Here is a 21,912-nt window from a genome sequence, read left to right on the forward strand (position 1 = left end):
CGCCCACTTGGGCATACGGGAGCAATGGCCCGCTCGCCCGTCGCCGCGATACGCCTAGCACTCCACCGCATACAGGGCAGCCGCGTACGGGGCATCCGCTCCGCCCCGGCCGCCCTGCTGCGCCACCACCGCGCACGCCGCCCGCACCCCGTCCCGGAACTCGTCCACCCGCCCCACCCCTGGGGCCGCGCCCTCGGCCTGGTCTGCGTCGTCCTGCTCGGCGCCTGGCTCGGCCTCCTCGTCGTCGGCAGCGTCCGCGCCCCGGTCGGCCCGATGGACACCCGGATGACGCTGCGCCCCTCCCTCACGGGCGGCACCAAGATCAACGTCTCGCCGCTCGGCGCCCTGGAACTCCGCTCTCACACCGCCCCCATCCGCCTCGACGTGGACGTCGACCAGCTCGACCCGGACCGCTCCCAGGCCCTCGTCGACCACCCGGAGCGCCTCTCGGGACTCCAGGACGAGGTCGCCCGCGACGTCGAGCACGGCACCGCCGACCTGGCCGTCCGGTCCTGCGTCGCGGTCCTCTCCGGCGCGACGGCCCTCGGCCTCGCGGTCTACCGCCGCCCGCGCCGCGCCCTGGCGGCCGGCGGCCTGGCGCTCGCCCTGCTCGCGGCGTCGGGCGCGACGGCGTACGCGACCTGGAACCCGAAGTCGGTCCTGGAGCCGAAGTTCTCCGGACTCCTCTCCTCGGCCCCCTCCGTCGTCGGCAACGCCCGCTCGATCGTCACCGAATTCGACGTCTACCAGCAGGAGTTGGCCCGCCTGGTCACCAACGTCACCAAGCTCTACGACGTGACGTCCACGCTCCCCACGTACCAGCCGGACCCCTCGACGATCCGCGTCCTGCACGTCTCGGACATCCACCTCAACCCGGCGGCCTGGAAGATCATCGCGTCGCTCGTGGAGCAGTACAGGATCTCCGTGATCGTCGACACCGGCGACACCATGGACCACGGCTCGACCGCCGAGAACGCCTTCCTCGACCCGATCCAGGACCTGGGCGCCCCCTACGTCTGGATCCGCGGCAACCACGACTCGAAGGCGACCCAGCGCTACATCTCCCGGTTCAAGAACGTCCACGTCCTCGACGACGGCCGGGCCGCCACCGTCGCGGGCCTGCGCTTCGCCGGCTCCGGCGACCCGCAGTACACCCCCGACCGCTCGACCAAGGCCATGGGCGACCCGGCCGAACGCCTCACCGGCATCCGGCTCGCCTCCGCCCTCAACGACCAGCGCACGGCCGGCACCCCGGTCGACATCGCGCTCGCCCACAACCCGGTCGCGGCCCGCGAGACGGACGGCGCGGTGCCGCTGGTGCTCGCGGGGCACATCCACCACCAGGAGATGGAGGTGCTGCCGCTCGGCACGCGGCTGCGCATCGAGGGGTCGACGGGCGGCAGCGGGCTGCGCGCGGTGGACGACGAGCACCCCGACCCGGTCGAGGCGTCCGTCCTCTATCTGGACCGCACGACCAAGCGTCTGCAGGCCTGGGACGAGATCAGGCTCGGCGGTCTGGGCCTGACGAAGGCCGAGGTCAGCCGCCATCTGCCCAAGGAGAACCAGCCCGGGGCGACCTCGTCGGGCAGCCCTCCCGAAGAGAGCCCGTAAACCGTTTTGGCGATAGCTCCCCGCATCCCATATGCTTCTCACGTCCCCGACGCGCTGCGAAGCGCGCAGGCGGGCCGATAGCCCTCATCGTCTAGCGGCCTAGGACGCCGCCCTTTCAAGGCGGTAGCACGGGTTCGAATCCCGTTGGGGGCACGTAAGTCCGTGTGCGACACTGTTGCACGCAACAGCTTGGTCCTGTGGAGCAGTTTGGAGTGCTCGCCACCCTGTCAAGGTGGAGGCCGCGGGTTCAAATCCCGTCAGGACCGCTGAAGTTCCTCGTGAACTTCGTGGCTGGGTAGCTCAGTTGGTACGAGCGATCGCCTGAAAAGCGATAGGTCGCCGGTTCGATCCCGGCCCCAGCCACAGGAACTAGGCCCCGTCTTCGGACGGGGCCTGTTGCGTTTCCCGGGCTTCCTGGGTTCCCCGGCCTCACACCGCCGCGGCGTGCAGCGGCTGGGTGCCGCGGCCGCCCGGGTGCTTGTGGCGCCAGAACCAGAACAGGGCGCACGACACCAGCGCCCAGCCGCCGAGCACCAGGAACGGGAAGGCGTGCTGGTGGCCCTGGAAGTAGACCGCCGTGTGCTGCGCGTTGACCGAGGCGCCCGGCGGCAGCCACTGGCCGATGCGGCCGATGACCGTGGGGAGCAGCGGCGGGGCGACCGCGCCGCCCGAGGCCGGGTTGCCGAGCAGGACCAGCAGACCCCAGGTCGGGATCATCGCCCAGCGGTGGAAGAACGTGTTGAACATCGTGAAGACCATGCCGCAGCTGAACATCGTCAGCGCGAGGATCATCCAGGATTCAAAGAACGGCAGGTCGACCGCGCCGAGCCACCAGTCGGCGACCGCCGCGATCGCGAGACCGCCGAGCAGCGCGTAGCCGATCGTGAAGGCGATCCGCTCGGCCGGGTTCAGGCCGCGCGCGTGCACGCTCAGCTGGATCGCGCCGACGAAGCCGATGATCACGGCCGCGAGCGAGATGTAGAAGATCGTCAGGCCGCGCGGGTCACCGCTCTGCAGCGGGTGCAGGTCCTTGACGGTCACCGGGATGCCGGTCTCCTTGCTGACCGGTGGCGCCGCCTCCGTGAAGACCTGGGCGGCCGACACCCCGGAGGCGCTGGAGACGTCGAGGTCGACGTGGGCGCCGCCGTCCCGCACGTCGAGCACGGCGAAGATCCGCTGCTCGTCGATGGCCCGGCGGGCCTCCTCCCGGGTGTCGTAGTGCTTCAGGTCGAGCTGCGCGTCCAGCGCCTTCTCCATCGCCCCGACGAACGCGCTGCGCCGCGCGGCGTCCCGCTCGCCGGTCACGCCGGTCGGGATGTGGTGCGGCGTCGGGTTCGCCATGGAGTACGTGTACGAGGCCGCGAACAGGGCCGCCGCCGCGGCCAGGATGAACAGCAGCACGGTCGCCGGCAGGAACGGCGACTTCTTGAAGCCCGCCCACCGGTCGGCCCCGGTCGGCGGCCTGCCGTGCTCGCCGTGCGGCGGATGCGGGCGGGGCTGTTCCTCATCGGGCAACGGCGACATACCTGCACGTTAAAACACGCATAAGCCGCATACATCCTGACAAAGCTCCTGCCGGGCGTCTCCGCAGCCAAAACCGTTCGCCACGTCTTTCCCCGAGGTGAGATCCTGGAGCACGTATGTCTACGCAGCCTGCTCCCGCCGCCGATCGGATCGCCGCCGTAGCGCGGCGCGTCTCCGAGCTGTCCCTGCGCGACGCGCACCGCCTCGGCCGCAGGCTCGAAGGGGCCCGCAAGATCCGCAAGCCGGAGGCCAGGGCCGCCGTGCTCGCCGAGATCGACGCGGAGGCCGCGAAGGCGGAGGTCCGCACGACCGCCCGGCGCGAGCGCCGCGCGGCGCTCGACGTCACGTACCCCGAGCAGCTCCCGGTCAGCCAGAAGAAGGACGAGATCGCCGACGCGATCCGCGACCACCAGGTCGTGATCGTGGCCGGTGAGACCGGCTCCGGCAAGACGACGCAGATCCCGAAGATCTGTCTCGACCTCGGCCGGGGCGTGCGCGGCATGATCGGGCACACCCAGCCCCGCCGGATCGCGGCCCGCACGGTCGCCCAGCGCGTCGCCGACGAGCTGCACACGCCGCTCGGCGAAGCGGTCGGCTGGAAGGTCCGCTTCACGGACCAGGTCGACCAGGACGCGACGTTCGTGAAGCTGATGACGGACGGCATCCTGCTCGCCGAGATCCAGACGGACCGCGAGCTGCGCGCGTACGACACGATCATCATCGACGAGGCCCACGAGCGGTCCCTGAACATCGACTTCCTGCTGGGCTACCTGGCCCAGCTGCTGCCCAGGCGCCCCGACCTCAAGGTCGTCATCACCTCGGCGACCATCGACCCCGAGCGCTTCTCGCGGCACTTCGGGGACGCCCCGATCGTCGAGGTCAGCGGCCGCACGTACCCGGTGGAGGTGCGCTACCGCCCGCTCCTGGAAGAGGATGGCGACGACGCGGACCGCGACCAGATCACCGCGATCACGGACGCGGTCGAGGAGCTCCAGAAGGAAGGTCCGGGCGACGTCCTGGTCTTCCTCTCCGGCGAGCGGGAGATCCGTGACACCGCGGACGCGCTGGAGAAGAAGAAGTACCGGTTCACCGAGGTGCTGCCGCTGTACGCGCGGCTCTCGCACGCCGAGCAGCACCGGGTCTTCCAGCAGCACACGGGCAGACGCATCGTCCTGGCGACGAACGTGGCGGAGACCTCGCTGACCGTCCCCGGCATCAAGTACGTGATCGACCCGGGCACGGCCCGCATCTCGCGCTACTCGCACCGCACGAAGGTGCAGCGGCTGCCGATCGAGGCCATCAGCCAGGCCAGTGCCAACCAGCGCAAGGGCCGCTGCGGCCGTACGTCGGACGGCATCTGCATCCGCCTCTACTCCGAGGACGACTTCCTCGCCCGCCCGGAGTTCACGGACGCGGAGATCCTCCGGACGAACCTGGCGTCGGTCATCCTCCAGATGACGGCGGCCGGTCTCGGCGACATCGAGAAGTTCCCGTTCATCGACCCGCCGGACCACCGCAACATCCGCGACGGCGTCCAACTCCTCCAGGAACTGGGCGCGTTGGACCCGGCCGAGAAGGACGCGCGCAAGCGCCTGACCCAGCAGGGCCGCAAGCTCTCCCAGCTCCCGGTCGACCCGCGCCTGGCCCGCATGGTCCTGGAGGCCGACAAGAACGGCTGTGTGCGCGAGGTCATGGTGATCGCCGCCGCCCTGTCCATCCAGGACCCGCGCGAGCGCCCCTCCGACAAGCAGCAGCAGGCCGACCAGCAGCACGCCCGCTTCAAGGACGAGACCAGCGACTTCCTGGCGTTCCTGAACCTGTGGACCTACGTCCGCGAGCAGCAGCGCGAGCTCGGCTCGTCGGCCTTCCGCCGGATGTGCAAGCGCGAGTTCCTGAACTTCCTGCGCATCCGCGAATGGCAGGACATCTACACGCAGCTGCGCACGGTCGCCAAGCAGATGGGCATCCATCTGAACGAGGAGGACGCCCCCGGCGACTCCGTCCACGTCTCCCTCCTGTCCGGTCTGCTCTCGCACATCGGCATGAAGGACGTGAAGGAGTCCAAGGAGTCGCAGGCGAAGGACCCGAAGCAGGCCGGCCGCGACCGCGGCCGGAACGAGTACGTGGGCGCCCGCAACGCCAAGTTCGCGATCTTCCCCGGCTCGGCCCTCTTCAAGAAGCCGCCGCGCTTCGTGATGTCGGCGGAGCTGGTGGAGACCTCGCGGCTGTGGGCGCGGGTGAACGCGAAGATCGAGCCCGAGTGGGTCGAGCCGCTCGCCGAGCACCTCCTCAAGCGGACGTACAGCGAGCCGCACTGGGAGAAGGACCAGGCCGCCGTGATGGCGTACGAGAAGGTGACGCTGTACGGCGTCCCGATCGTCGCCCAGCGGAAGATCAACTACGGCCGCGTCGACCCGGAGGTCTCGCGCGAGCTGTTCATCAGGAACGCGCTGGTGGAGGGCGACTGGCGCACGCACCACAAGTTCTTCGCCGACAACCGCCGGCTCCTCACCGAGGTCGAGGAGCTGGAGCACCGGGCCAGGCGCCGCGACATCGTGGTGGACGACGACACCCTCTACGACTTCTACGACCAGCGGGTCCCCGAGCACGTCGTGTCCGGGGCCCACTTCGACTCCTGGTGGAAGCAGAAGAGGCGCGAGGAGCCCGAACTCCTCGACTTCGAGCGCTCCATGCTGATCCGGGAGTCGGCCGAGGCGGTCACCAAGGCCGACTATCCGGACAACTGGCGCCAGGGCGCGCTCAAGTTCCGCGTGACGTACCAGTTCGAGCCGGGCGCGGACGCGGACGGCGTGACCGTCCACATCCCGCTCCAGGTGCTGAACCAGGTCACGGACGAGGGCTTCGACTGGCAGATCCCGGGGCTCCGGGAGGACGTGGTCGTCGAGCTGATCCGGTCCCTGCCGAAGCCGATCCGGCGCAACTACGTGCCCGCACCGAACTTCGCGAAGGCGTTCCTGGACCGGGCCGTCCCGCTCCAGGAGCCGCTGCCGACGACCCTCGCCCGCGAGCTGCAGCGGATGGTCGGCGTCCCGGTCTCACCGGACGACTTCGACCTGGCCCGCGTACCCGAGCACTTGAAGATCACCTTCCGGATCGTCGACGAGCGGCGCCGCAAGCTCGCCGAGGACAAGGACCTGGAGGCGCTGAAGCTCCGGCTGAAGCCCAAGGCGCGGCAGGCCATCTCCAAGGCGGCCGCGGCGACGGCCGAGCGCGCGGGCGGCCCCTCGGTCGAGCGCTCGGGCCTCACGGACTGGTCGATCGGCACGCTGTCGAAGGTCTTCGAGACGCGCCGGGCGGGCCAGCCGGTCAAGGCGTACCCGGCGCTCGTCGACGACGGCGACACCGTGTCCGTCCGGCTCTTCGACACCGAGGCCGAGCAGGCCGAGGCGATGTGGAAGGGCACGCGCCGGCTCATCCTGCGCAATATCCCGGTCAATCCGGCCAAGTTCGCCTCGGACAAGCTGAACAACGCGGCGAAGCTCGCCCTGTCCGCGAACCCGCACGGCTCCGTGCAGGCCCTCTTCGACGACTGCGCGACGGCGGCCGCGGACAAGCTCATCGCGGACTTCGGCGGCCCGGTGTGGGACGAGGAGTCGTACCGGAAGCTCTACGAGAAGGTGCGCGCGGAGATCGTCGACACGACCGTGCACACGGTCGGCCAGGTCCAGCAGGTGCTGGCCGCGTGGCAGGCGTGCGAGCGCCGGCTGAAGTCGACGAAGAGCGTGGTGCTGCTCGCCAACCTCCAGGACGTCCGCAAGCAGTTGGACGCCCTGGTGCACCCCGGCTTCGTCACGGCCACCGGGCTGCGCCGGCTCGGCGACCTGATGCGCTACCTGGTGGCGGCCGACCGCCGGCTCCAGCAGATGCCCACCGGCGTCCAGCGGGACACGACCCGCATGGAGAAGGTCCACGAGATGCAGGACGAGTACGCGTGGCTGCTGGAGCAGCTGCCGCAGGGGCGGCCCGTGCCGCAGGAGGTGCGGGACATCCGCTGGATGATCGAGGAGCTGCGGGTCAGCTATTTTGCGCACGCGCTGGGCACCGCGTACCCCGTCTCGGACAAGCGGATCGTGAAGGCGATCGACGCCGCCGTGCCGTAACCGGCCGTGCGCCCAGAGTGAGTTCGACCGGATGGCCTGCGCTGCTGTAGAGTCCTTCTCGCAGCGCAGGAAGCAAGTAAGCGCCGCAAAACCTGGTCCTGTGGAGCAGTTTGGAGTGCTCGCCACCCTGTCAAGGTGGAGGCCGCGGGTTCAAATCCCGTCAGGACCGCAGTAAACGGAGAAGCCCCGCACCGTCACGGTGCGGGGCTTCTCTGCTTCCCGGAACCGTCCGGCGAAGGCCGCGCCCGCGACGGAGCCGCCGTCGGGCGCAGCGCATCCCGTCAGGACCGCAGTGGACGGAGGCCCGCACCGAAGGGTGCGGGCCTTCTTCGTGTGCCTTGACTCCGGCACACCCGCTCGGTACGCCAGAACCAGCACCCGGGGCAGGAGGCGTACGCATGACCGCACCGTCGCGACGGCACGAAACCCGAGCGCTGTTGCGCGCCCACCTCTCCGCCGCGTCCGGCTACCGGCACCTCACCCGGCACTGCCCGGTCTGCCACCGGCTCCTGCGGCTCGCCATGGATCCCGCCACGGAGGCCCTGGAGGACGCCCTGGAGGACCGCGAGAGCGCCCTGGAGGGAGGCGGGGACGAAAGTCCCCCGAAGGCATGACCAAAGCCGACCCACGGGGCCCCCAACTGATGGCAGCCTGAAGAGAGTCGGAGTCTCCTCGCAGACGCCCCCGCGTGCGGACCTCCTCTAGCGCAAGGGTGTCACCTGCAACAAGCTTCGGTGCGTGTGACGGGTGTCACCGAACGAGTTTTGGAAACACCGTTTCTTACACCCCCCCTACAACTCCTCAATTTAATATGTGCAATTGCACTACCCGCACAGCTGTCTGCCAGAGACCGACCAAGGTCCAACAAGGGCACCCACAGACCCCCGGCCGGCCCCGCCCAGCGCGCACAAAAAAGATCGCGCTGGACCCGGCGGAGTCCAGCGCGATCGACGACGCACCCGTGATGCAGTTGAGATGACGCTTCGGTGGGTTCTTCGTGAGAAGCGGTCCCGTTGGGGCGGGACCCGCGTCGTGTGGAGCTATGGGGTGGGCGCGGTACGGGTTGGGGGACCCGGAACGCCCGGTATTGCTGCGCTATGCGGTGCCTCAGGCCTCGCTGCGCTGCTGAGGGATACCCGCCAGCAGTGCGCGGACCTCGGCCTCGCGGTAACGGCGGTGCCCGCCGAGCGTTCGAATCGACGTGAGCTTGCCAGCCTTCGCCCAGCGCGTGACCGTCTTGGGGTCGACGCGGAACATCGTGGCGACCTCAGCGGGGGTCAGCAGCGGCTCGGCATCAGGGGTGCGAGCGGTCATGAGCGGCCTCCTCGGGAGAACCGAACCTTCTCGGTTCTTTCCTTTAAATTCTGCACCTTGACCCGCGTTGCCCGATATGGCGGACACGGGTCGAGTCGGTTATAGGACGAACGGCTTGTCCTCGGCACTACAACTACACCATCCGTCCAGCCGCGTCGGCCAAACCGATGGAATTGCCCTCCCAGGTGTTCATCAGCGACGGAAGCCGATGGACCATGCCATAGCGGACAGTCACGCCACAGTGACGATCAGTCACAGAGCGATCAGGAGTCGTCAGACCCCCCAGCGACAGTGCAATGCTGAGTAATCCATCCATGGTTGGACTTAGTTGGATGGATGGAGCCCTCCCCGGGCTCCTTGTCCTATTTTGGCACGAGGGGGGGTGTTGGGCGCAAGGGCCCAGTAAGTGCGGTCCGTCACGCTTGAGGCAAACGCCCGGATCAGGACGTAGGTCCCTAAGAACCGGACGAGCGCCGTCAGTTGGCGAACTGACGGTCCCGCACCGCACGCCAGCGTCGCACGAGTCGCGCGTACGCCTCTCCGGCGTCGCTCCCGTTCCCCGAGCGCAGCGCCGCGATGCCCTCGGCGACGTCCGCCGCCGAGTGGTCCTCGTCGAGGAGGCCGGCCGGCAGGGCGTGCACGAGCCCGCCGTAGTCGAGTTCGACGTACGAGCGCGGGTGGAACTCCTCCAGCCAGCGCCCTACGTCCACGAGGCCGTCGATCAGCGGCCCCTCGTCGATCGCGTCCCTGAGCGCCTTCAGCCCGCGCGCCACCCGCCGCCTGGCCTGCACCATGGGCGTCCGGTAGCGCAGGAACGGCCCGTCGTCGCCCTTGCGCTCGTACTCCCGCTCCTCGTCCGCGACCAGCACGAACCAGTTCAGCGGCACCTGCCACGTCGAGGTGCGGATCCAGGGCCGCGCGTCCGGGTTCCGCTCCAGCCAGCGCTCGTAGTCGTCGGCCGCCTGCCGGCGCACCACCGGGGGCAGCACGGCGTCCAGGAGCGGGGCGGGCAGCAGGCCCGGCAGCTCGTCCAGGGCCTGCCAGCCGCGCAGCCGGGTGCGCCACGGGCACACGCACAGCACCCCGTCGGCCTCGATCACGAACGCGTCGTCGCTCTCGTGCACCGGCACGGGGACCGGCGGCGTGGGCAGCAGATCGGACAGCGAACGGCGCAGCTCGTCCTGGTAGGAGGGACGCCTCCGCCGCTTCGCGTAGCGCTCCCAGTGGCCGCGCTCGGGCTGCGGGAAGGCTGCGAGGGGTTCGTAGACGCGCAGATACGCCGCGTACGGGACGGTCACCGACGACACCTTCGGCACGGCTGCTCCCTCCCCCGCCCGTCGGCCGGAAAACACTGCAAATCGTCGCACGGCAGGACGCGGCGGGATTCGACCGTACTTCCGGCGCCGGTCGACGCGAGAGAGTGATCCTCGGCACTGCGGCCATGGCGGGCGCGTCCAGGCTCTAATCTTCTGCCGCACGCACCAGACGGGCGTCCCGCCACCCGCACGGGATCCGCCCCAACCGCCGCTATGTACTTGGGAGTCACCACAGTGACCGATGTGACCGGCGATTCTGTCCGCACCTCAGACGTCCTGCACACCCTCTTCCACTCGGATCAGGGGGGCCACGAGCAGGTCGTCATCTGCCAGGACCGCGCCAGCGGCCTCAAGGCCGTCATCGCCCTCCACAGCACCGCCCTGGGCCCGGCCCTCGGCGGCACCCGCTTCTACCCGTACGCCTCCGAGGAGGAGGCCGTCGCCGACGCCCTGAACCTCGCGCGGGGCATGTCGTACAAGAACGCCATGGCCGGCCTCGACCACGGCGGCGGCAAGGCCGTCATCATCGGCGACCCGGCCGTCGTCAAGACCGAGCAACTGCTGCTCGCCTACGGCCGGTTCGTGGCCTCGCTCGGCGGGCGCTACGTGACGGCGTGCGACGTCGGCACGTACGTCGCCGACATGGACGTGGTGGCGCGCGAGTGCCGCTGGACCACCGGGCGCTCGCCCGAGAACGGCGGGGCGGGCGACTCCTCCGTGCTGACCGCCTTCGGCGTCTTCCAGGGCATGCGGGCCAGCGCCCAGCACCTGTGGGGCGACCCGACGCTGCGCGGCCGCAAGGTCGGCATCGCGGGCGTCGGCAAGGTCGGCCACCACCTCGTGGAGCACCTGCTCGCGGACGGGGCCGAGGTCGTCGTCACCGACGTCCGGGCGGAGTCGGTGCGGCGGATCACCGACCAGCACCCCGAGGTCGCCGTCGTGCCCGACACGGAGGCGCTGATCCGGGTGGAGGGTCTCGACATCTACGCCCCGTGCGCCCTCGGCGGCGCCCTGAACGACGACTCCGTTCCCGTTCTGACCGCGAAGGTGGTGTGCGGCGCGGCCAACAACCAGCTCGCGCACCCGGGCGTGGAGAAGGACCTCGCGGACCGCGGGATCCTGTACGCACCCGACTACGTGGTCAACGCGGGCGGGGTCATCCAGGTCGCCGACGAGCTGCACGGCTTCGACTTCGACCGGTGCAAGGAGAAGGCCGCGAAGATCTTCGACACCACGCTCGGAATCTTCGCTCGCGCAAAGGCGGATGGCATCCCGCCGGCCGCTGCGGCCGACCGGATCGCCGAGCAGCGCATCGCGGAGGCACGCTCGCGGCACTGATCGCGTCCAGGGCGAGACGAGAGTCACGCCCCTCGGCGGGTCGTCCGCCAAGAAGAGGTTAAAATCGCAGCTGACCAGCGAGGACGGGGCTCCTGGCTGGTCCTGCGCCCAGGCGCGTCCTGCGGGCGACGTACCGTATGGGCGTGGGCTCAGGTACCGTGGAAGCCCTACGGACCGGTCTCTCTGCGGAGAGTCCGTTCTAGATCATGAACGCGTGTCAAGACTCTGGGGCCGTCGAGCCCCGTATCCGAGGGGGTCGAGCCATGGGGCGCGGCCGGGCAAAGGCCAAGCAGACGAAGGTCGCCCGCCAGCTGAAGTACAGCAGCGGCGGGACTGACCTGTCGCGTCTGGCCAATGAGCTGGGCGCATCGACGTCGAATCCTGTATCGAATCAGCCGCCGAACGGCGAGCCTTTCGAGGACGACGACGAGGAAGACGACCCGTACGCCCGCTATGCGGATCTGTACGACGCCGACGAGGAAGACGAGGACTCAGACGAGTCCGGTCCGTCGTCCCAGCGCCGCGGCGCTTGACCTCGTAACACTTCCAGCGACACATAACTGCTGCACTTCACCCGGTCCGGGGTGGTCACACGCCGGACCGGGTTTTGTGCTGTTCTCACAAGGGCCCCGCGGGGACTACTTCGCGTAGTCCCCGGTGAGCTCGGCGCCCGTGGCGTGGTCGCCGCGGGCGGTGATCTCGCCGGCCACCCAGGACTCCACGCCGCGGTCGGCGAGGGTCGCGAGGGCGACGTCGACGGACTCCTGCGGCACGATCGCCATCATGCCGACGCCCATGTTCAGCGTCTTCTCGAGCTCCAGGCGCTCGACCGAGCCGGCCTTGCCGACGAGGTCGAAGATCGCGCCGGGGGCCCACGTGGAGCGGTCCACGGTGGCGTGCAGGCCGTCGGGGATCACACGGGCCAGGTTCGCCGCGAGACCGCCGCCGGTGATGTGGCTGTAGGCGTGGACCTGCGTGGTGCTGGTGAGCGACAGACAGTCCAGCGAGTAGATCTTGGTGGGCTCCAGGAGCTCCTCGCCCAGCGTGCGGCCCAGCTCGTCGACCTGCTGGTCGAGAGACATGCCCGCGCGGTCGAAAAGGACGTGGCGGACCAGCGAGTACCCGTTGGAGTGAAGACCCGACGACGCCATGGCGATCACCGCGTCACCCGTACGGATACGGTCCGGGCCCAGCAGGTCGTCGTACTCGACGACGCCCGTGCCGGCGCCCGCGACGTCGAAGTCGTCCGGGCCCAGCAGGCCCGGGTGCTCCGCCGTCTCGCCGCCGACCAGGGCGCAGCCGGCGAGCACACAGCCCTCGGCGATGCCCTTCACGATGGCGGCGACGCGCTCCGGGTGGACCTTGCCGACGCAGATGTAGTCGGTCATGAACAGCGGCTCGGCGCCGCACACGACGATGTCGTCCATGACCATCGCGACGAGGTCGTGGCCGATCGTGTCGTAGACGCCCAGCTGCCGGGCGATGTCGACCTTCGTGCCGACGCCGTCGGTCGCGGAGGCCAGGAGCGGACGCTCGTACTTCTTCAGGGCGGAGGCGTCGAAGAGGCCGGCGAAGCCGCCGAGGCCACCGAGGACCTCGGGGCGCTGCGTCTTCTTCACCCACTCCTTCATCAGCTCTACGGCGCGGTCGCCGGCTTCGATGTCGACGCCCGCGGACGCGTAGCTGGCACCAGTCTCAGACATTGCCTGGGATCTTTCGGGTTGGTGAATACGAGAACTAGGACGCCTACGGGCGACGGATCGCGTCGGCCGCAGCCGTGGCGGCGGGTCCCGCGGCCAGTTCCGTCTCCAGGAGCTGCTTGCCGAGCAGCTCGGGGTCGGGGAGGTCCATCGGGTACTCGCCGTCGAAGCAGGCGCGGCAGAGGTTCGGCTTGGCGATGGTGGTCGCCTCGATCATGCCGTCGATGGAGATGTACGAGAGGGAGTCCGCGCCCAGCGACGTGCCGATCTCCTCGACCGTCATGCCGTTGGCGATGAGCTCGGCGCGGGTCGCGAAGTCGATGCCGAAGAAGCAGGGCCACTTCACGGGCGGCGACGAGATCCGGATGTGGACCTCGGCCGCGCCCGCCTCGCGGAGCATGCGGACCAGGGCGCGCTGCGTGTTGCCGCGGACGATCGAGTCGTCGACGACCACGAGCTTCTTGCCCTTGATGACTTCCTTGAGGGGGTTCAGCTTCAGCCGGATGCCGAGCTGGCGGATCGTCTGGGACGGCTGGATGAAGGTGCGCCCGACGTAGGCGTTCTTCACCAGACCCGCGCCGAACGGGATGCCGGAGGCCTCCGCGTAACCGATCGCGGCCGGAGTGCCGGATTCCGGCGTCGCTATGACGAGGTCGGCCTCGACCGGAGCTTCCTTGGCGAGCTTGCGGCCCATCTCCACACGCGAGAGATAGACGTTCCGGCCCGCGATGTCCGTGTCGGGACGGGCCAGATAGACGTACTCGAAGACACAGCCCTTGGGCTTTGCTTCAGCGAAGCGAGAGGTGCGCAGGCCGTTCTCGTCGATGGCGACGAACTCGCCCGGCTCGATCTCGCGGACGTAGCTGGCACCGCAGATGTCGAGTGCGGCGGACTCGGAGGCGACCACCCAGCCGCGCTCCAGCCGGCCGAGGACCAGCGGGCGGATGCCCTGCGGGTCGCGGGCGGCGTACAGGGTGTGCTCGTCCATGAAGACCAGCGAGAAGGCGCCCTGGACCTGAGGCAGCACCTTGGCGGCCGCCTCTTCGATGGTCAGCGGCTTGCCGTCGTCGTCGACCTGGCCCGCGAGCAGCGCGGTGACGAGGTCGGTGTCGTTCGTGGCCGCCACCTGCGTGGCGCGGCCGTTCTCCTTGGGGAGTTCGGCGACCATCTCGGCGAGCTGCGCCGTGTTGACCAGGTTGCCGTTGTGGCCGAGCGCGATCGAGCCGTGCGCCGTGGCACGGAACGTCGGCTGGGCGTTCTCCCACACGGAGGCCCCGGTGGTCGAGTAGCGGGCGTGACCGACCGCGATATGACCTTGGAGCGAACCTAGGGAAGTCTCGTCGAAGACCTGGGACACGAGGCCCATGTCCTTGAAGACGAGGATCTGGGAGCCGTTGCTGACCGCGATTCCCGCGGATTCCTGACCCCGATGTTGGAGGGCGTAGAGCCCGAAGTACGTGAGCTTTGCGACCTCTTCGCCCGGAGCCCAGACACCGAAGACGCCACAAGCGTCCTGGGGGCCTTTCTCGCCGGGGAGCAGATCGTGATTGAGTCGACCGTCACCACGTGGCACGCCACCGAGTGTAGACGGGATCGACCACTGGTCCGAATTGGGGATACGGCCTCGTCACGTTGACGGACCCCGTCCGGACCCCCGTACGAACGGGCGGACGCGCGTAGCTCGGCCGTCGTCCGGCCGCACCGAGTGTGACGGAACTCGCTGCCGCGGGCCCGTGGCGGCGTCCGGAGTACGGACCGGGCGTTGACAGGTGTACGTCAGAGTCGGCAAGGTCCTCGATCATGCAGCCACTCCGTGACCGTGCGGTCACCCTTGTGGAGCGCCGCCACGTCGACCTGGTCCGTGTCGCGAGCGCGATCTGTCGTTGCGCCTGATCCCTGATCTCCCCCGGGCCGTGCCGGCTCCCTGACGCCGGCTCCGGCCGGCGCCCGTCCGTCCGGGATTCCTCTCCCCGGCCCGGGTCCTCCCCGTCACGGCCCCTGGCCGTTCCTCTCGCTCGCGCCGCGCCCCGCGCCCGGCGTGACCGAGCCGCGCATCGACACCCCGACACCCGGAGACCTCATGTCCCCGCACGCCTCCGACCTGTCCCGCCGCACCCTCGGCGGGGCCGCCGTCGCCGCTCTCGGCGTCGCCGCCACGACCTCGGGAACCGGAACCGCCCGGGCGGCCACCTCGCGCGAGACGCCCTTCCGGGCCGCGGCCGACCGCAGGTCACGACGGCCCAACATCCTGTTCATCCTGGGCGACGACCTGGGCTGGGCCGACCTCTCCTCGTACGGCGCCCCGCACATCAAGACCCCGAACCTGGACCGGCTCGCCCGGCAGGGCGTCCGGTTCACCGACGCCTACAGCGGCTCCGCGACCTGCTCGCCGACCCGGTTCAGCCTCTACACGGGCCGCTATCCCGGGCGGACGAAGGGCGGGCTCGCCGAGCCGATAGCCGACCGGTCCGTCGGGCTCGACCCGAACCATCCGACGCTCGCCTCGCTGCTGCGCGGCGCGGGCTACTCGACCGCGCTCATCGGCAAGTGGCACTGCGGCTACCTCCCGGACTACTCGCCGACCCGGTCCGGCTGGGACGAGTTCTTCGGGAACTTCGGCGGGGCCCTGGAGTACTACTCGAAGCTGGGGCTCGGCGGGGAGTACGACCTCTACGAGGGCGACGCCGAGTACAAGGACCTGCGGTACTACACGCGGATCCTGACCGAGCGGGCGAGCGCGTACGTGCGCCGGGACCACGGCGACAGGCCGTGGCTTCTCAACCTCAACTTCACCACCCCGCACTGGCCGTGGATCGCCGACGGCGACGAGGAGGCGAGCGCCGAGGTCGTCCGGCGGATCGAGGCCGGGGACCGGCGGGCCCTCTTCCACGACGACGGCGGCTCCGTCGAGAAGTACACGGAGATGGTGCAGGACCTGGACCGGTCGGTGGGGCAGGTGCTGAGGGCGCTGAAGGAGTCGGGGCAGGAGCAGGACACGCTCGTCTTCTTCGCCTCGGACAACGGCGGTGAGCGCTTCTCCTACAACTGGCCGCTGTCCGGCAACAAGGCGTCCTTGCAGGAGGGCGGCATCCGCGTCCCGACGATCGTGCGCTGGCCGGCCCGGCTGCGCGGCGGTCAGGTCAGCCACGAGCCCGTGTTCACGCCCGACTGGACGGCGACGCTCCTGGAGATCGGCGGGGCCAGGCCCGACCGGGCGCATCCGCTCGACGGCACCAGTCTCGCCGGGTACCTGCTGCGCGGCGAGGAGCTGCCGGCCGGGCGCGAGCTGTTCTGGCGGGTGCGCGGGGAGCGGGCGGTGCGGCGCGGGAAGTGGAAGTACTACCGCGGCAAGGGCGGCGCCGACCAGCTCTTCGACCTCTCGGCCGACCGGCGCGAGCAGGCGGACCGGGCGGCCGACGAGCCGGAGCTGCTGGCCGAGCTGAAGGCGGTGTGGGAGAGGACGGACGCGACGCTTCTCCCGTATCCGGGCTGACGGCCGACCCCACCGGGTGACCCTTTCGGCGTCCGCCCGGGCGTCCCGGCGGTGGGCCGTCGGCCGGTCGGCGTCAGCCGGTCGGCGTCAGCCGGTGGTGGCGGTGAGGCCGATGCCCGTGCCGTCGGGTGCGTTCAGGGTGAGGGCGTCGCCCTGGACGTCGTAGCTCGCCCTGCCTTCGAGGACGTTCCGCATCGTCTTCTCGACCTCCGCCGCCGCGCCGAAGCAGCCCATCTTGGTGCCGGCGAGCGGGCCGAAGGTGATGTGGCCGTCCGCGACCTTCGCCGCGGCGCGGGCGCTGTTGCAGCCGAGGCGGGCGCTGACGTGACCGTCCTTGCCGAAGACGAGCCCCGCCCTGCCCTGCGCCCCCTTCGGCACGGACTGCGCGACGTCGTCGCTGTAGACGGTCGTGAGCTGCCACTTCGTGCCGGTGAGCGGGGCGTCGCGGCGCTCGCCCTTGGTGAGGGTGACCGTGTCGCCGTTGGCGCGGGTGAGGGTGAGGCGGTCGTCGTCGCCCGCGGCCTTGACCGTGTTGCGGTCGGCGAGGGCGCGGGCGAGGGACTTCTCGAAGGCGCGCACCTTCTTGTCGGTGCACTGCATCATCGTGGTCGCGGACCTGCCCAGGTCGACGCTGTCGTCGGTGACCCGGGCCTCGGCGTCGAAGTGGTTGCAGCCGTAGTCGCCGCGGACGCGCTCGTCCGAGACGAACTCCAGGTACGCGCCGCCGGGCGCCCTGGTCGTCCGTCCGTCCACCGTCATGCTGTCCACGCTCCAGTGGACTCCGGTGACCGGGGCCCCGCCGACCTCGACGGTGCCGGGGGCCTTCTCGTTTCCGCAGGCCGTGACCGTGGCGAGGGCCGCCAGGGGCAGGGCTGCGACGACTGTGGATCGGGTGCCTCGGGTGCCGCGTCGCATGAACATGCCGATGGGACGGGACGGCCCCCTCGATCGGTTCCGTCCCGCCGCCCGCTTCACGCCATGATCGGCAACAGGGCCGCCAGGTCGGCCCGTTCGCCGCTGGCGCTGACCAGTGCGTCGTCGAGCGCCGACCGCCAGCCGGTGCGTCCCGTGGCCAGCCGGATCCAGGTCAGCGGGTCCGTCTCCACCACGTTCGGCGGGGTGCCCCGGGTATGCCGGGGGCCCTCGACGCACTGCACGACGGCGAACGGCGGGATCCGCACCTCGGTGGAGGCGCCGGGCGCCTTGACGGCGAGCGCGTCGGCGAGGAACCGGGTCGCCGCGGCCAGCAGCTGCCGCTCGACGGGCAGCGCGAGCTCGGGCAGCGCGTCGTTCAGGTCGTCGGTGTGGACGGCGAGTTCGACGGCGCGGGTGACGAGGACGTCGGTGAGGGTCATCGTCCCGACCCGGTGGGCGAGGGGCCGGGCGCCGTCGACGCCGGCGGGCAGGTACGTGTCGAGGCCCTCGGTGACCTCGGCGTACAGCTCGCTCAGCGGCGCGCTGTCCGCCAGCTCCTTCACACCGACGGCGACGGCCGGGGCGGCGGGCGCGGTCAGGGACGGATAGTCCATCAGCGCCAGGTCGGCCGCGGGCGGCGCGGGCTTGGCGAGGCCCCGCGGCACCATGCCGACGGCCATGGTGAAGTGCGCGGCGAGATCCCGCACCGTCCAGTCGCCGAGCCGGGTAGGCGCGGCGAGCTGCTCGGGCGTGAGGTCCTCGACGGCCTTGCGCACGGCGGCGAACTGGGCGATGACGGCGGTCCGGAGCTTCTCTGGATCGTAGGAGCGCGGGCGCTTCCTCGATGTCTTCGGCGAGGCCATGACCGCGACCCTACGCCCGCACGGCGAAGTCGCTCAGGCCTTTTTCGACCAGCGCGAACGCCCGCTCGGCGCGCTCGGCGGCGTCCGCCGCGACCGCGGCCGGGGCCTCCCCCGCCAGGATCCGCCGGTGGTGCTCGCTCATCAGCGCGCTCACCACGCCGGACAGCTGGGCCGCGGCGACGGCGGAGAGCAGTCCGTCGCCGGTCTCCTCGGTGAGCACCCGCGCTGCGGCCTGCTCGCCGCGCACCGACCACAGCAGGGCGCGGCGGGCCAACGCCGGGGTGCGGTTGATCAGTTGGATCAGCGCCAGCTCGTTGCCCTGTTCGCTCAGGCCGATCGACGGGTCCCGCTCGGCGATCTTGCGCAGCACCATCGCGCGGGTGGCGTCGACCGCGGAACTGCCGGGCGCGCGCTCCCCGATGGCCCGCGCGAGGTCCTCGACGTGCTCCTCCATGGGGCCCATCAGGAGGTCTTCCTTGGTCTTGAAGTAGTTGAAGACGGTCATCTTCGAGACCTCGGCGGCCTCCGCGATCTGCGCGACGGAGACCTGGTCGTAGCCGTGCTCGAGGAACAGGTCGACGGCCGTGCGCCACACCTTGATCGCCGTCTGCTTCTTCTTGCGCTCGCGCAGCCCGAGTCCGTCGTCAGCCATGCGGGCACTGTACCAAGATGAAGTTTGATCCCGGATGAATTATTGACCCAGTACATTTTCTCGGGCATGGTGAGGCGCATGCCTCCTTCCATGAGTGCGACCCAGCGCAAGATCGGCATGTTCGTCTGCCTGTTCACGATCGTCCTGGCCGTCCTGGATCTGCAGATCGTCTCGGCGGCGACGGTGCCGATCGTCCGCGACCTGGACCCCGTCCACGGAATCGACCAGTTCCCCTGGCTGATCAGCGCGTTCGCCCTCGCGTCGGCCGCGATGCTGCCGCTGTACGGCAAGCTCTGCGACACCCTCGGCGCCCAGCGCGTCTTCCTCGGCGCCGTCGCCACCTTCCTCCTCGGCTCCGCCCTGTGCGGCGCCGCACAGTCGATGACCTGGCTGATCGCGGCCCGCGCCGTGCAGGGTCTGGGCGGCGGCGGCCTGATGAGCATCACGATGGTGGTGATCGCCCACCTCAAGGACCCGGACGACGAGGCGGGCGGCGGCGGACGGTCCGGCGGCGGGCTCGGCGGCATCGTGGCGGGCGGCGGCATGGCGCTCGGCCCCTGGCTGGGCGGCATCCTCTCCGACCACGCCGGCTGGCGCTGGATCTTCTACGTGAACCTGCCGCTCGGCCTCGCCGTCCTCGCCGCCGGCGCCGTCGTCCTGAAGCTGCCGGACCACCCGGTGCGCCGCCCGCTCGACTGGGCGGGCGCGGGTCTGGCCGCCGCCTTCTCCACCGCGCTGCTGCTGGCCACGGACTGGGGCGGCAAGAAGTACGCCTGGTCGTCCCCGGAGATCATCGGCCTCCTGTGCGCGGCCGTGGCGGCACTCGCCCTGTTCCTGTGGCGCCAGAACCGCGCCACCGAACCCGTCCTCCCCCTCTCGCTCTTCCGCATCCCCGAACTGCGCTGGGGCTTCGTCGTGCAGGGCATCACCGGCGCCGCGATGATGTGCGCGATCTACTACGTCCTCGTCTACCTCCAGGTGGTGCGCGGCCTCAGCAGCTCCGCCGCCGGTCTGTTCCTGCTGCCGATGGCGGTCGGGATGACCGGGGTCGGGATCCTCGCGGGACGGCTCGGCTGGTCGGCCCGGACCTTCACGCTCACCGGCACCCTGACCATGACGGCGGTCTTCGTCCTCCTCGCGGCGACCGTCCGCCCGGACACCTCGCTGTGGCTGATCCGCGCCGAACTCCTGCTGGCCGGGGCCGGGTTCGGCCAGCTCGTCGGGCAGCTGATCCAGCTGGTGCAGGAGGCGGCGCCGCGACCCCTGCTCGGCGTGGCGACGACGAGCATCCGCTTCTTCCAGACCCTCGGCAACGCGCTGGGCGCGGCCCTCTTCGGCACCGTCCTGTTCCGCCTGTTCCACGGGGACGTGAACACGATCCCCACCCTCGGCGCCGCCCAGCACGCCGCGGCGGTACGGGACTTCGTGCACGCCACCGACATCGTGTTCTGGTGCGGGGCGGCGGTGATGCTCCTGGGGGCGGTGCTCGCGACACGGCTGCCGCGGCGGGGCGGGAATGCGGGTGGGAGTGGGCGCAAGGCCGGGACCGAGGTCGCCGTCAGTCGGCCGGTGACGCCGGTGACGCCGGTGACGGGCCGCCCGGTATTCGATGGGCCGTGAACGCCTCGCCGCCCTTGGGCACCCCGATGCCCCGCCAGCTGAACGGGATGCCCCGGGCGGTGTCCAGGTCCGGGCCGTCCATCAGGTGGAAGTGCAGATGCGGCTCGGTCGAGTTGCCCGAGTTGCCGCAGCGGCCGATGAGCTGGCCCGGCCGCACCCGGTCGCCCGCACGGACCGCGAGGCTGTCCCGCTGGACGTGGGCGTACACGGCATGGACACCGTCACCCAGATCGAGGACCACGTGGTTTCCCACCACGCGGCGGGCGCCCGCCAGTCCGCGCGACTCCCCCTCCACCAGCATCAGATAGGCGACGCCCAGCAGCGAGTTCCGGCTGAGGTGGTCGCGCTGGCCGTCCTCCGCGTGCACCACCGTGGCCTCGGCGACGGCGAGCAGCGGGGCGCCGAAGGCCGGGAAGCGGTGCGGGGCGCGGGCGACGGGCCACAGCGCGGCGAAGCCGGGGCGCCCGGTCCCCTCGGGCTCGGCCACGATGTCGATGGCATAGGTCTGGCCGTAGACGTGCGTGCCGTGGCTGGGCGTGCGGTCGGCCGGGCTGTTCACCGCGGACCAGCGCCCCTCGACCGGTGGCTCCACCTCGACCGGGGCCCGGTCGGCCGACCTGATGTGCCGGGCCGAGAGCCGGCCCGCGGCGATCGACACCGCCCAGGCGAGCGGCAGCGGCAGGAAGACCTGCCAGAGCGCCAGCGCGGAATCCTCGACGAGGTCGAGGACGACCAGCGCCAGGAAGGTGACGATGAGCAGCCGCTGGAGCAGCGGCAGCAGCGTGCGTACGGACATCGTGATTCCCCCAGCTCCGATAGCTCAGACCTGACTGTCATGTCAGGCGAGTCAGACGTGTCGGGCGGATCAGGCGGGCCGGGCCGTGGTCAGCGCCACCAGCAGTGGCACGACGCGTCCCGCCGGAACCTCGTAGCACCCCCGGCCCGCGGAGCGCAGCCACCCGGCAGCGGTCAACTGCCGCAGGTGGTGGTAGATCTGGCCGCTGGTCCCCACCTCGTCGAGCTCGGCGAGCTCCGTGGCGGAGGCACGCCCGCCGAGGATCTCCCTCAGCAGCCGCAGGCGCAGCCCATGGCCGAGCGCGGCGAACGCATCGGCCGCCTCCGTCCAGTCGGAGGTGAGCAGTTCATCGGTGAGTGCCGCGTACTGCCACTCGTACTCCCTGTCGTCGGGCAGTCGCACCGCACCGGTGAACAGCACGCCGCCACCGCGGACTTCGGCCAGCTGTTCCTTCAGGCCCGCCAGCGCCCAGAAGGTCCCCTGTGGGGCTTCCGGGGCCGAAGGCCCTGCCTCCAACGCATCGAGCCGCCGCTCCAGCTCGGCGACCCGGTGCTCCAGATCCGTCATGCATCGAGATTACGTAATTACGTAGAACTCATCAATCCCTCGTTCGAGGGACCCGAACACGACCTCGGACCCGGCCTCGGAC

Annotated in this window: 18 protein-coding genes and 4 tRNA genes; 12 read left to right on the plus strand and 10 right to left on the minus strand. The window is 70.5% G+C overall.

Features of this window, described 5'->3' with window-relative positions; all coding sequences use genetic code 11:
- Nucleotides 1-24 precede the first annotated feature (24 nt).
- The 4 genes from RBJ77_RS07605 (at nucleotide 25) to RBJ77_RS07620 (ending at nucleotide 1,974) form a co-directional block, all read left to right on the plus strand.
- Nucleotides 25-1,611: a metallophosphoesterase gene (locus RBJ77_RS07605; RefSeq protein ID WP_372344243.1), complete on the plus strand. Its 1,587-nt coding sequence runs from the start codon at nucleotides 25-27 to the stop codon at nucleotides 1,609-1,611.
- 80 nt (nucleotides 1,612-1,691) lie between these two features.
- A tRNA-Glu gene (locus tag RBJ77_RS07610) sits at nucleotides 1,692-1,764 on the plus strand.
- Between the two features lie 38 nt (nucleotides 1,765-1,802).
- Nucleotides 1,803-1,877: transfer RNA gene (locus tag RBJ77_RS07615), tRNA-Asp, on the plus strand.
- Nucleotides 1,878-1,900: 23 nt separating this feature from the next.
- Nucleotides 1,901-1,974 (plus strand) — tRNA-Phe (locus RBJ77_RS07620).
- A gap of 66 nt (nucleotides 1,975-2,040) precedes the next feature.
- Here RBJ77_RS07620 and RBJ77_RS07625 read toward each other — a convergent pair.
- Entirely contained in the window at nucleotides 2,041-3,135 is a 1,095-nt protein-coding gene (locus RBJ77_RS07625; protein ID WP_372344244.1) for an ABC transporter permease, read from the minus strand.
- Nucleotides 3,136-3,251: 116 nt separating this feature from the next.
- Here RBJ77_RS07625 and hrpA point away from each other — a divergent pair, with 116 nt between their 5' ends.
- The 3 genes from hrpA (at nucleotide 3,252) to RBJ77_RS07640 (ending at nucleotide 7,870) form a co-directional block, all read left to right on the plus strand.
- Nucleotides 3,252-7,256, plus strand: coding sequence for an ATP-dependent RNA helicase HrpA (gene hrpA, locus RBJ77_RS07630; protein WP_372344245.1), 4,005 nt, complete (start codon nucleotides 3,252-3,254; stop codon nucleotides 7,254-7,256).
- A gap of 94 nt (nucleotides 7,257-7,350) precedes the next feature.
- Nucleotides 7,351-7,425: transfer RNA gene (locus RBJ77_RS07635), tRNA-Asp, on the plus strand.
- A 229-nt stretch (nucleotides 7,426-7,654) separates the two neighbouring features.
- Nucleotides 7,655-7,870, plus strand: coding sequence for a DUF6274 family protein (locus RBJ77_RS07640; protein WP_372344246.1), 216 nt, complete (start codon nucleotides 7,655-7,657; stop codon nucleotides 7,868-7,870).
- 493 nt (nucleotides 7,871-8,363) lie between these two features.
- Here RBJ77_RS07640 and bldC read toward each other — a convergent pair whose 3' ends face one another.
- A complete protein-coding gene (bldC, locus tag RBJ77_RS07645; protein WP_003949541.1) occupies nucleotides 8,364-8,570 on the minus strand; it encodes a developmental transcriptional regulator BldC in 207 nt (68 codons plus the stop codon).
- Between the two features lie 476 nt (nucleotides 8,571-9,046).
- The gene (locus RBJ77_RS07650) at nucleotides 9,047-9,886 is read right to left on the minus strand and encodes a hypothetical protein (RefSeq protein WP_372344247.1); all 840 of its coding nucleotides are present in this window, start codon (nucleotides 9,884-9,886) and stop codon (nucleotides 9,047-9,049) included.
- Between the two features lie 234 nt (nucleotides 9,887-10,120).
- On the opposite strand from RBJ77_RS07650, the gene RBJ77_RS07655 reads away from it, so the two are divergent.
- Entirely contained in the window at nucleotides 10,121-11,224 is a 1,104-nt protein-coding gene (locus RBJ77_RS07655; RefSeq protein ID WP_372344248.1) for a Leu/Phe/Val dehydrogenase, read from the plus strand.
- Nucleotides 11,225-11,487: 263 nt separating this feature from the next.
- Nucleotides 11,488-11,757, plus strand: coding sequence for a DUF3073 domain-containing protein (locus tag RBJ77_RS07660; RefSeq protein ID WP_255979795.1), 270 nt, complete (start codon nucleotides 11,488-11,490; stop codon nucleotides 11,755-11,757).
- Nucleotides 11,758-11,862: 105 nt separating this feature from the next.
- Here the strand turns inward: RBJ77_RS07660 and purM are convergent, their stop codons facing one another.
- Entirely contained in the window at nucleotides 11,863-12,927 is a 1,065-nt protein-coding gene (gene purM, locus RBJ77_RS07665; protein WP_372344249.1) for a phosphoribosylformylglycinamidine cyclo-ligase, read from the minus strand.
- Between the two features lie 43 nt (nucleotides 12,928-12,970).
- Nucleotides 12,971-14,497: an amidophosphoribosyltransferase gene (gene purF, locus RBJ77_RS07670; protein ID WP_255979799.1), complete on the minus strand. Its 1,527-nt coding sequence runs from the start codon at nucleotides 14,495-14,497 to the stop codon at nucleotides 12,971-12,973.
- 227 nt (nucleotides 14,498-14,724) lie between these two features.
- Here purF and RBJ77_RS07675 point away from each other — a divergent pair, with 227 nt between their 5' ends.
- Both RBJ77_RS07675 and RBJ77_RS07680 read left to right on the plus strand, forming a co-directional pair.
- Entirely contained in the window at nucleotides 14,725-14,817 is a 93-nt protein-coding gene (locus tag RBJ77_RS07675) for a putative leader peptide (protein ID WP_372344250.1), read from the plus strand.
- 187 nt (nucleotides 14,818-15,004) lie between these two features.
- Nucleotides 15,005-16,417: a sulfatase gene (locus tag RBJ77_RS07680; RefSeq protein ID WP_372344266.1), complete on the plus strand. Its 1,413-nt coding sequence runs from the start codon at nucleotides 15,005-15,007 to the stop codon at nucleotides 16,415-16,417.
- An 87-nt stretch (nucleotides 16,418-16,504) separates the two neighbouring features.
- Here the strand turns inward: RBJ77_RS07680 and RBJ77_RS07685 are convergent, their stop codons facing one another.
- The 3 genes from RBJ77_RS07685 to RBJ77_RS07695 are packed head-to-tail and all read right to left on the minus strand — an operon-like array spanning nucleotide 16,505 to nucleotide 18,847.
- The gene (locus tag RBJ77_RS07685; RefSeq protein ID WP_372344251.1) at nucleotides 16,505-17,338 is read right to left on the minus strand and encodes an META domain-containing protein; all 834 of its coding nucleotides are present in this window, start codon (nucleotides 17,336-17,338) and stop codon (nucleotides 16,505-16,507) included.
- 50 nt (nucleotides 17,339-17,388) lie between these two features.
- Nucleotides 17,389-18,195 (minus strand): sterol carrier family protein, encoded by an 807-nt coding sequence (locus RBJ77_RS07690; RefSeq protein ID WP_372344252.1) that lies wholly within the window; start codon nucleotides 18,193-18,195, stop codon nucleotides 17,389-17,391.
- A 10-nt stretch (nucleotides 18,196-18,205) separates the two neighbouring features.
- Nucleotides 18,206-18,847 (minus strand): TetR/AcrR family transcriptional regulator, encoded by a 642-nt coding sequence (locus RBJ77_RS07695; RefSeq protein ID WP_372344253.1) that lies wholly within the window; start codon nucleotides 18,845-18,847, stop codon nucleotides 18,206-18,208.
- A 90-nt stretch (nucleotides 18,848-18,937) separates the two neighbouring features.
- Here RBJ77_RS07695 and RBJ77_RS07700 point away from each other — a divergent pair, with 90 nt between their 5' ends.
- Complete coding sequence (locus RBJ77_RS07700) at nucleotides 18,938-20,467, plus strand: MFS transporter (RefSeq protein ID WP_372344254.1); 1,530 nt, start codon at nucleotides 18,938-18,940, stop codon at nucleotides 20,465-20,467.
- Here RBJ77_RS07700 and RBJ77_RS07705 read toward each other — a convergent pair.
- Complete coding sequence (locus RBJ77_RS07705; RefSeq protein ID WP_372344255.1) at nucleotides 20,406-21,263, minus strand: M23 family metallopeptidase; 858 nt, start codon at nucleotides 21,261-21,263, stop codon at nucleotides 20,406-20,408. The genes RBJ77_RS07700 and RBJ77_RS07705 overlap by 62 nt on opposite strands.
- A gap of 69 nt (nucleotides 21,264-21,332) precedes the next feature.
- The gene (locus tag RBJ77_RS07710; protein ID WP_372344256.1) at nucleotides 21,333-21,830 is read right to left on the minus strand and encodes an ArsR family transcriptional regulator; all 498 of its coding nucleotides are present in this window, start codon (nucleotides 21,828-21,830) and stop codon (nucleotides 21,333-21,335) included.
- Nucleotides 21,831-21,912 lie beyond the last annotated feature (82 nt).

It is taken from the genome of Streptomyces sp. KL116D (assembly GCF_030766975.1).
GTDB classification, from domain to species: domain Bacteria; phylum Actinomycetota; class Actinomycetes; order Streptomycetales; family Streptomycetaceae; genus Streptomyces; species Streptomyces longispororuber_A.

Coding starts and splice junctions, on each gene's coding strand:
- RBJ77_RS07605 (WP_372344243.1), top strand. CDS start 25: ATGGCCCGCTCGCCCGTCGCCGCGATACGCCTAGCACTCCACCGCATA.
- RBJ77_RS07625 (WP_372344244.1), bottom strand. CDS start 3,135: ATGTCGCCGTTGCCCGATGAGGAACAGCCCCGCCCGCATCCGCCGCAC.
- hrpA (WP_372344245.1), top strand. CDS start 3,252: ATGTCTACGCAGCCTGCTCCCGCCGCCGATCGGATCGCCGCCGTAGCG.
- RBJ77_RS07640 (WP_372344246.1), top strand. CDS start 7,655: ATGACCGCACCGTCGCGACGGCACGAAACCCGAGCGCTGTTGCGCGCC.
- bldC (WP_003949541.1), bottom strand. CDS start 8,570: ATGACCGCTCGCACCCCTGATGCCGAGCCGCTGCTGACCCCCGCTGAG.
- RBJ77_RS07660 (WP_255979795.1), top strand. CDS start 11,488: ATGGGGCGCGGCCGGGCAAAGGCCAAGCAGACGAAGGTCGCCCGCCAG.
- purM (WP_372344249.1), bottom strand. CDS start 12,927: ATGTCTGAGACTGGTGCCAGCTACGCGTCCGCGGGCGTCGACATCGAA.
- RBJ77_RS07675 (WP_372344250.1), top strand. CDS start 14,725: ATGCAGCCACTCCGTGACCGTGCGGTCACCCTTGTGGAGCGCCGCCAC.
- RBJ77_RS07680 (WP_372344266.1), top strand. CDS start 15,005: ATGTCCCCGCACGCCTCCGACCTGTCCCGCCGCACCCTCGGCGGGGCC.
- RBJ77_RS07685 (WP_372344251.1), bottom strand. CDS start 17,338: ATGTTCATGCGACGCGGCACCCGAGGCACCCGATCCACAGTCGTCGCA.
- RBJ77_RS07690 (WP_372344252.1), bottom strand. CDS start 18,195: ATGGCCTCGCCGAAGACATCGAGGAAGCGCCCGCGCTCCTACGATCCA.
- RBJ77_RS07695 (WP_372344253.1), bottom strand. CDS start 18,847: ATGGCTGACGACGGACTCGGGCTGCGCGAGCGCAAGAAGAAGCAGACG.
- RBJ77_RS07700 (WP_372344254.1), top strand. CDS start 18,938: ATGAGTGCGACCCAGCGCAAGATCGGCATGTTCGTCTGCCTGTTCACG.
- RBJ77_RS07705 (WP_372344255.1), bottom strand. CDS start 21,263: ATGTCCGTACGCACGCTGCTGCCGCTGCTCCAGCGGCTGCTCATCGTC.
- RBJ77_RS07710 (WP_372344256.1), bottom strand. CDS start 21,830: ATGACGGATCTGGAGCACCGGGTCGCCGAGCTGGAGCGGCGGCTCGAT.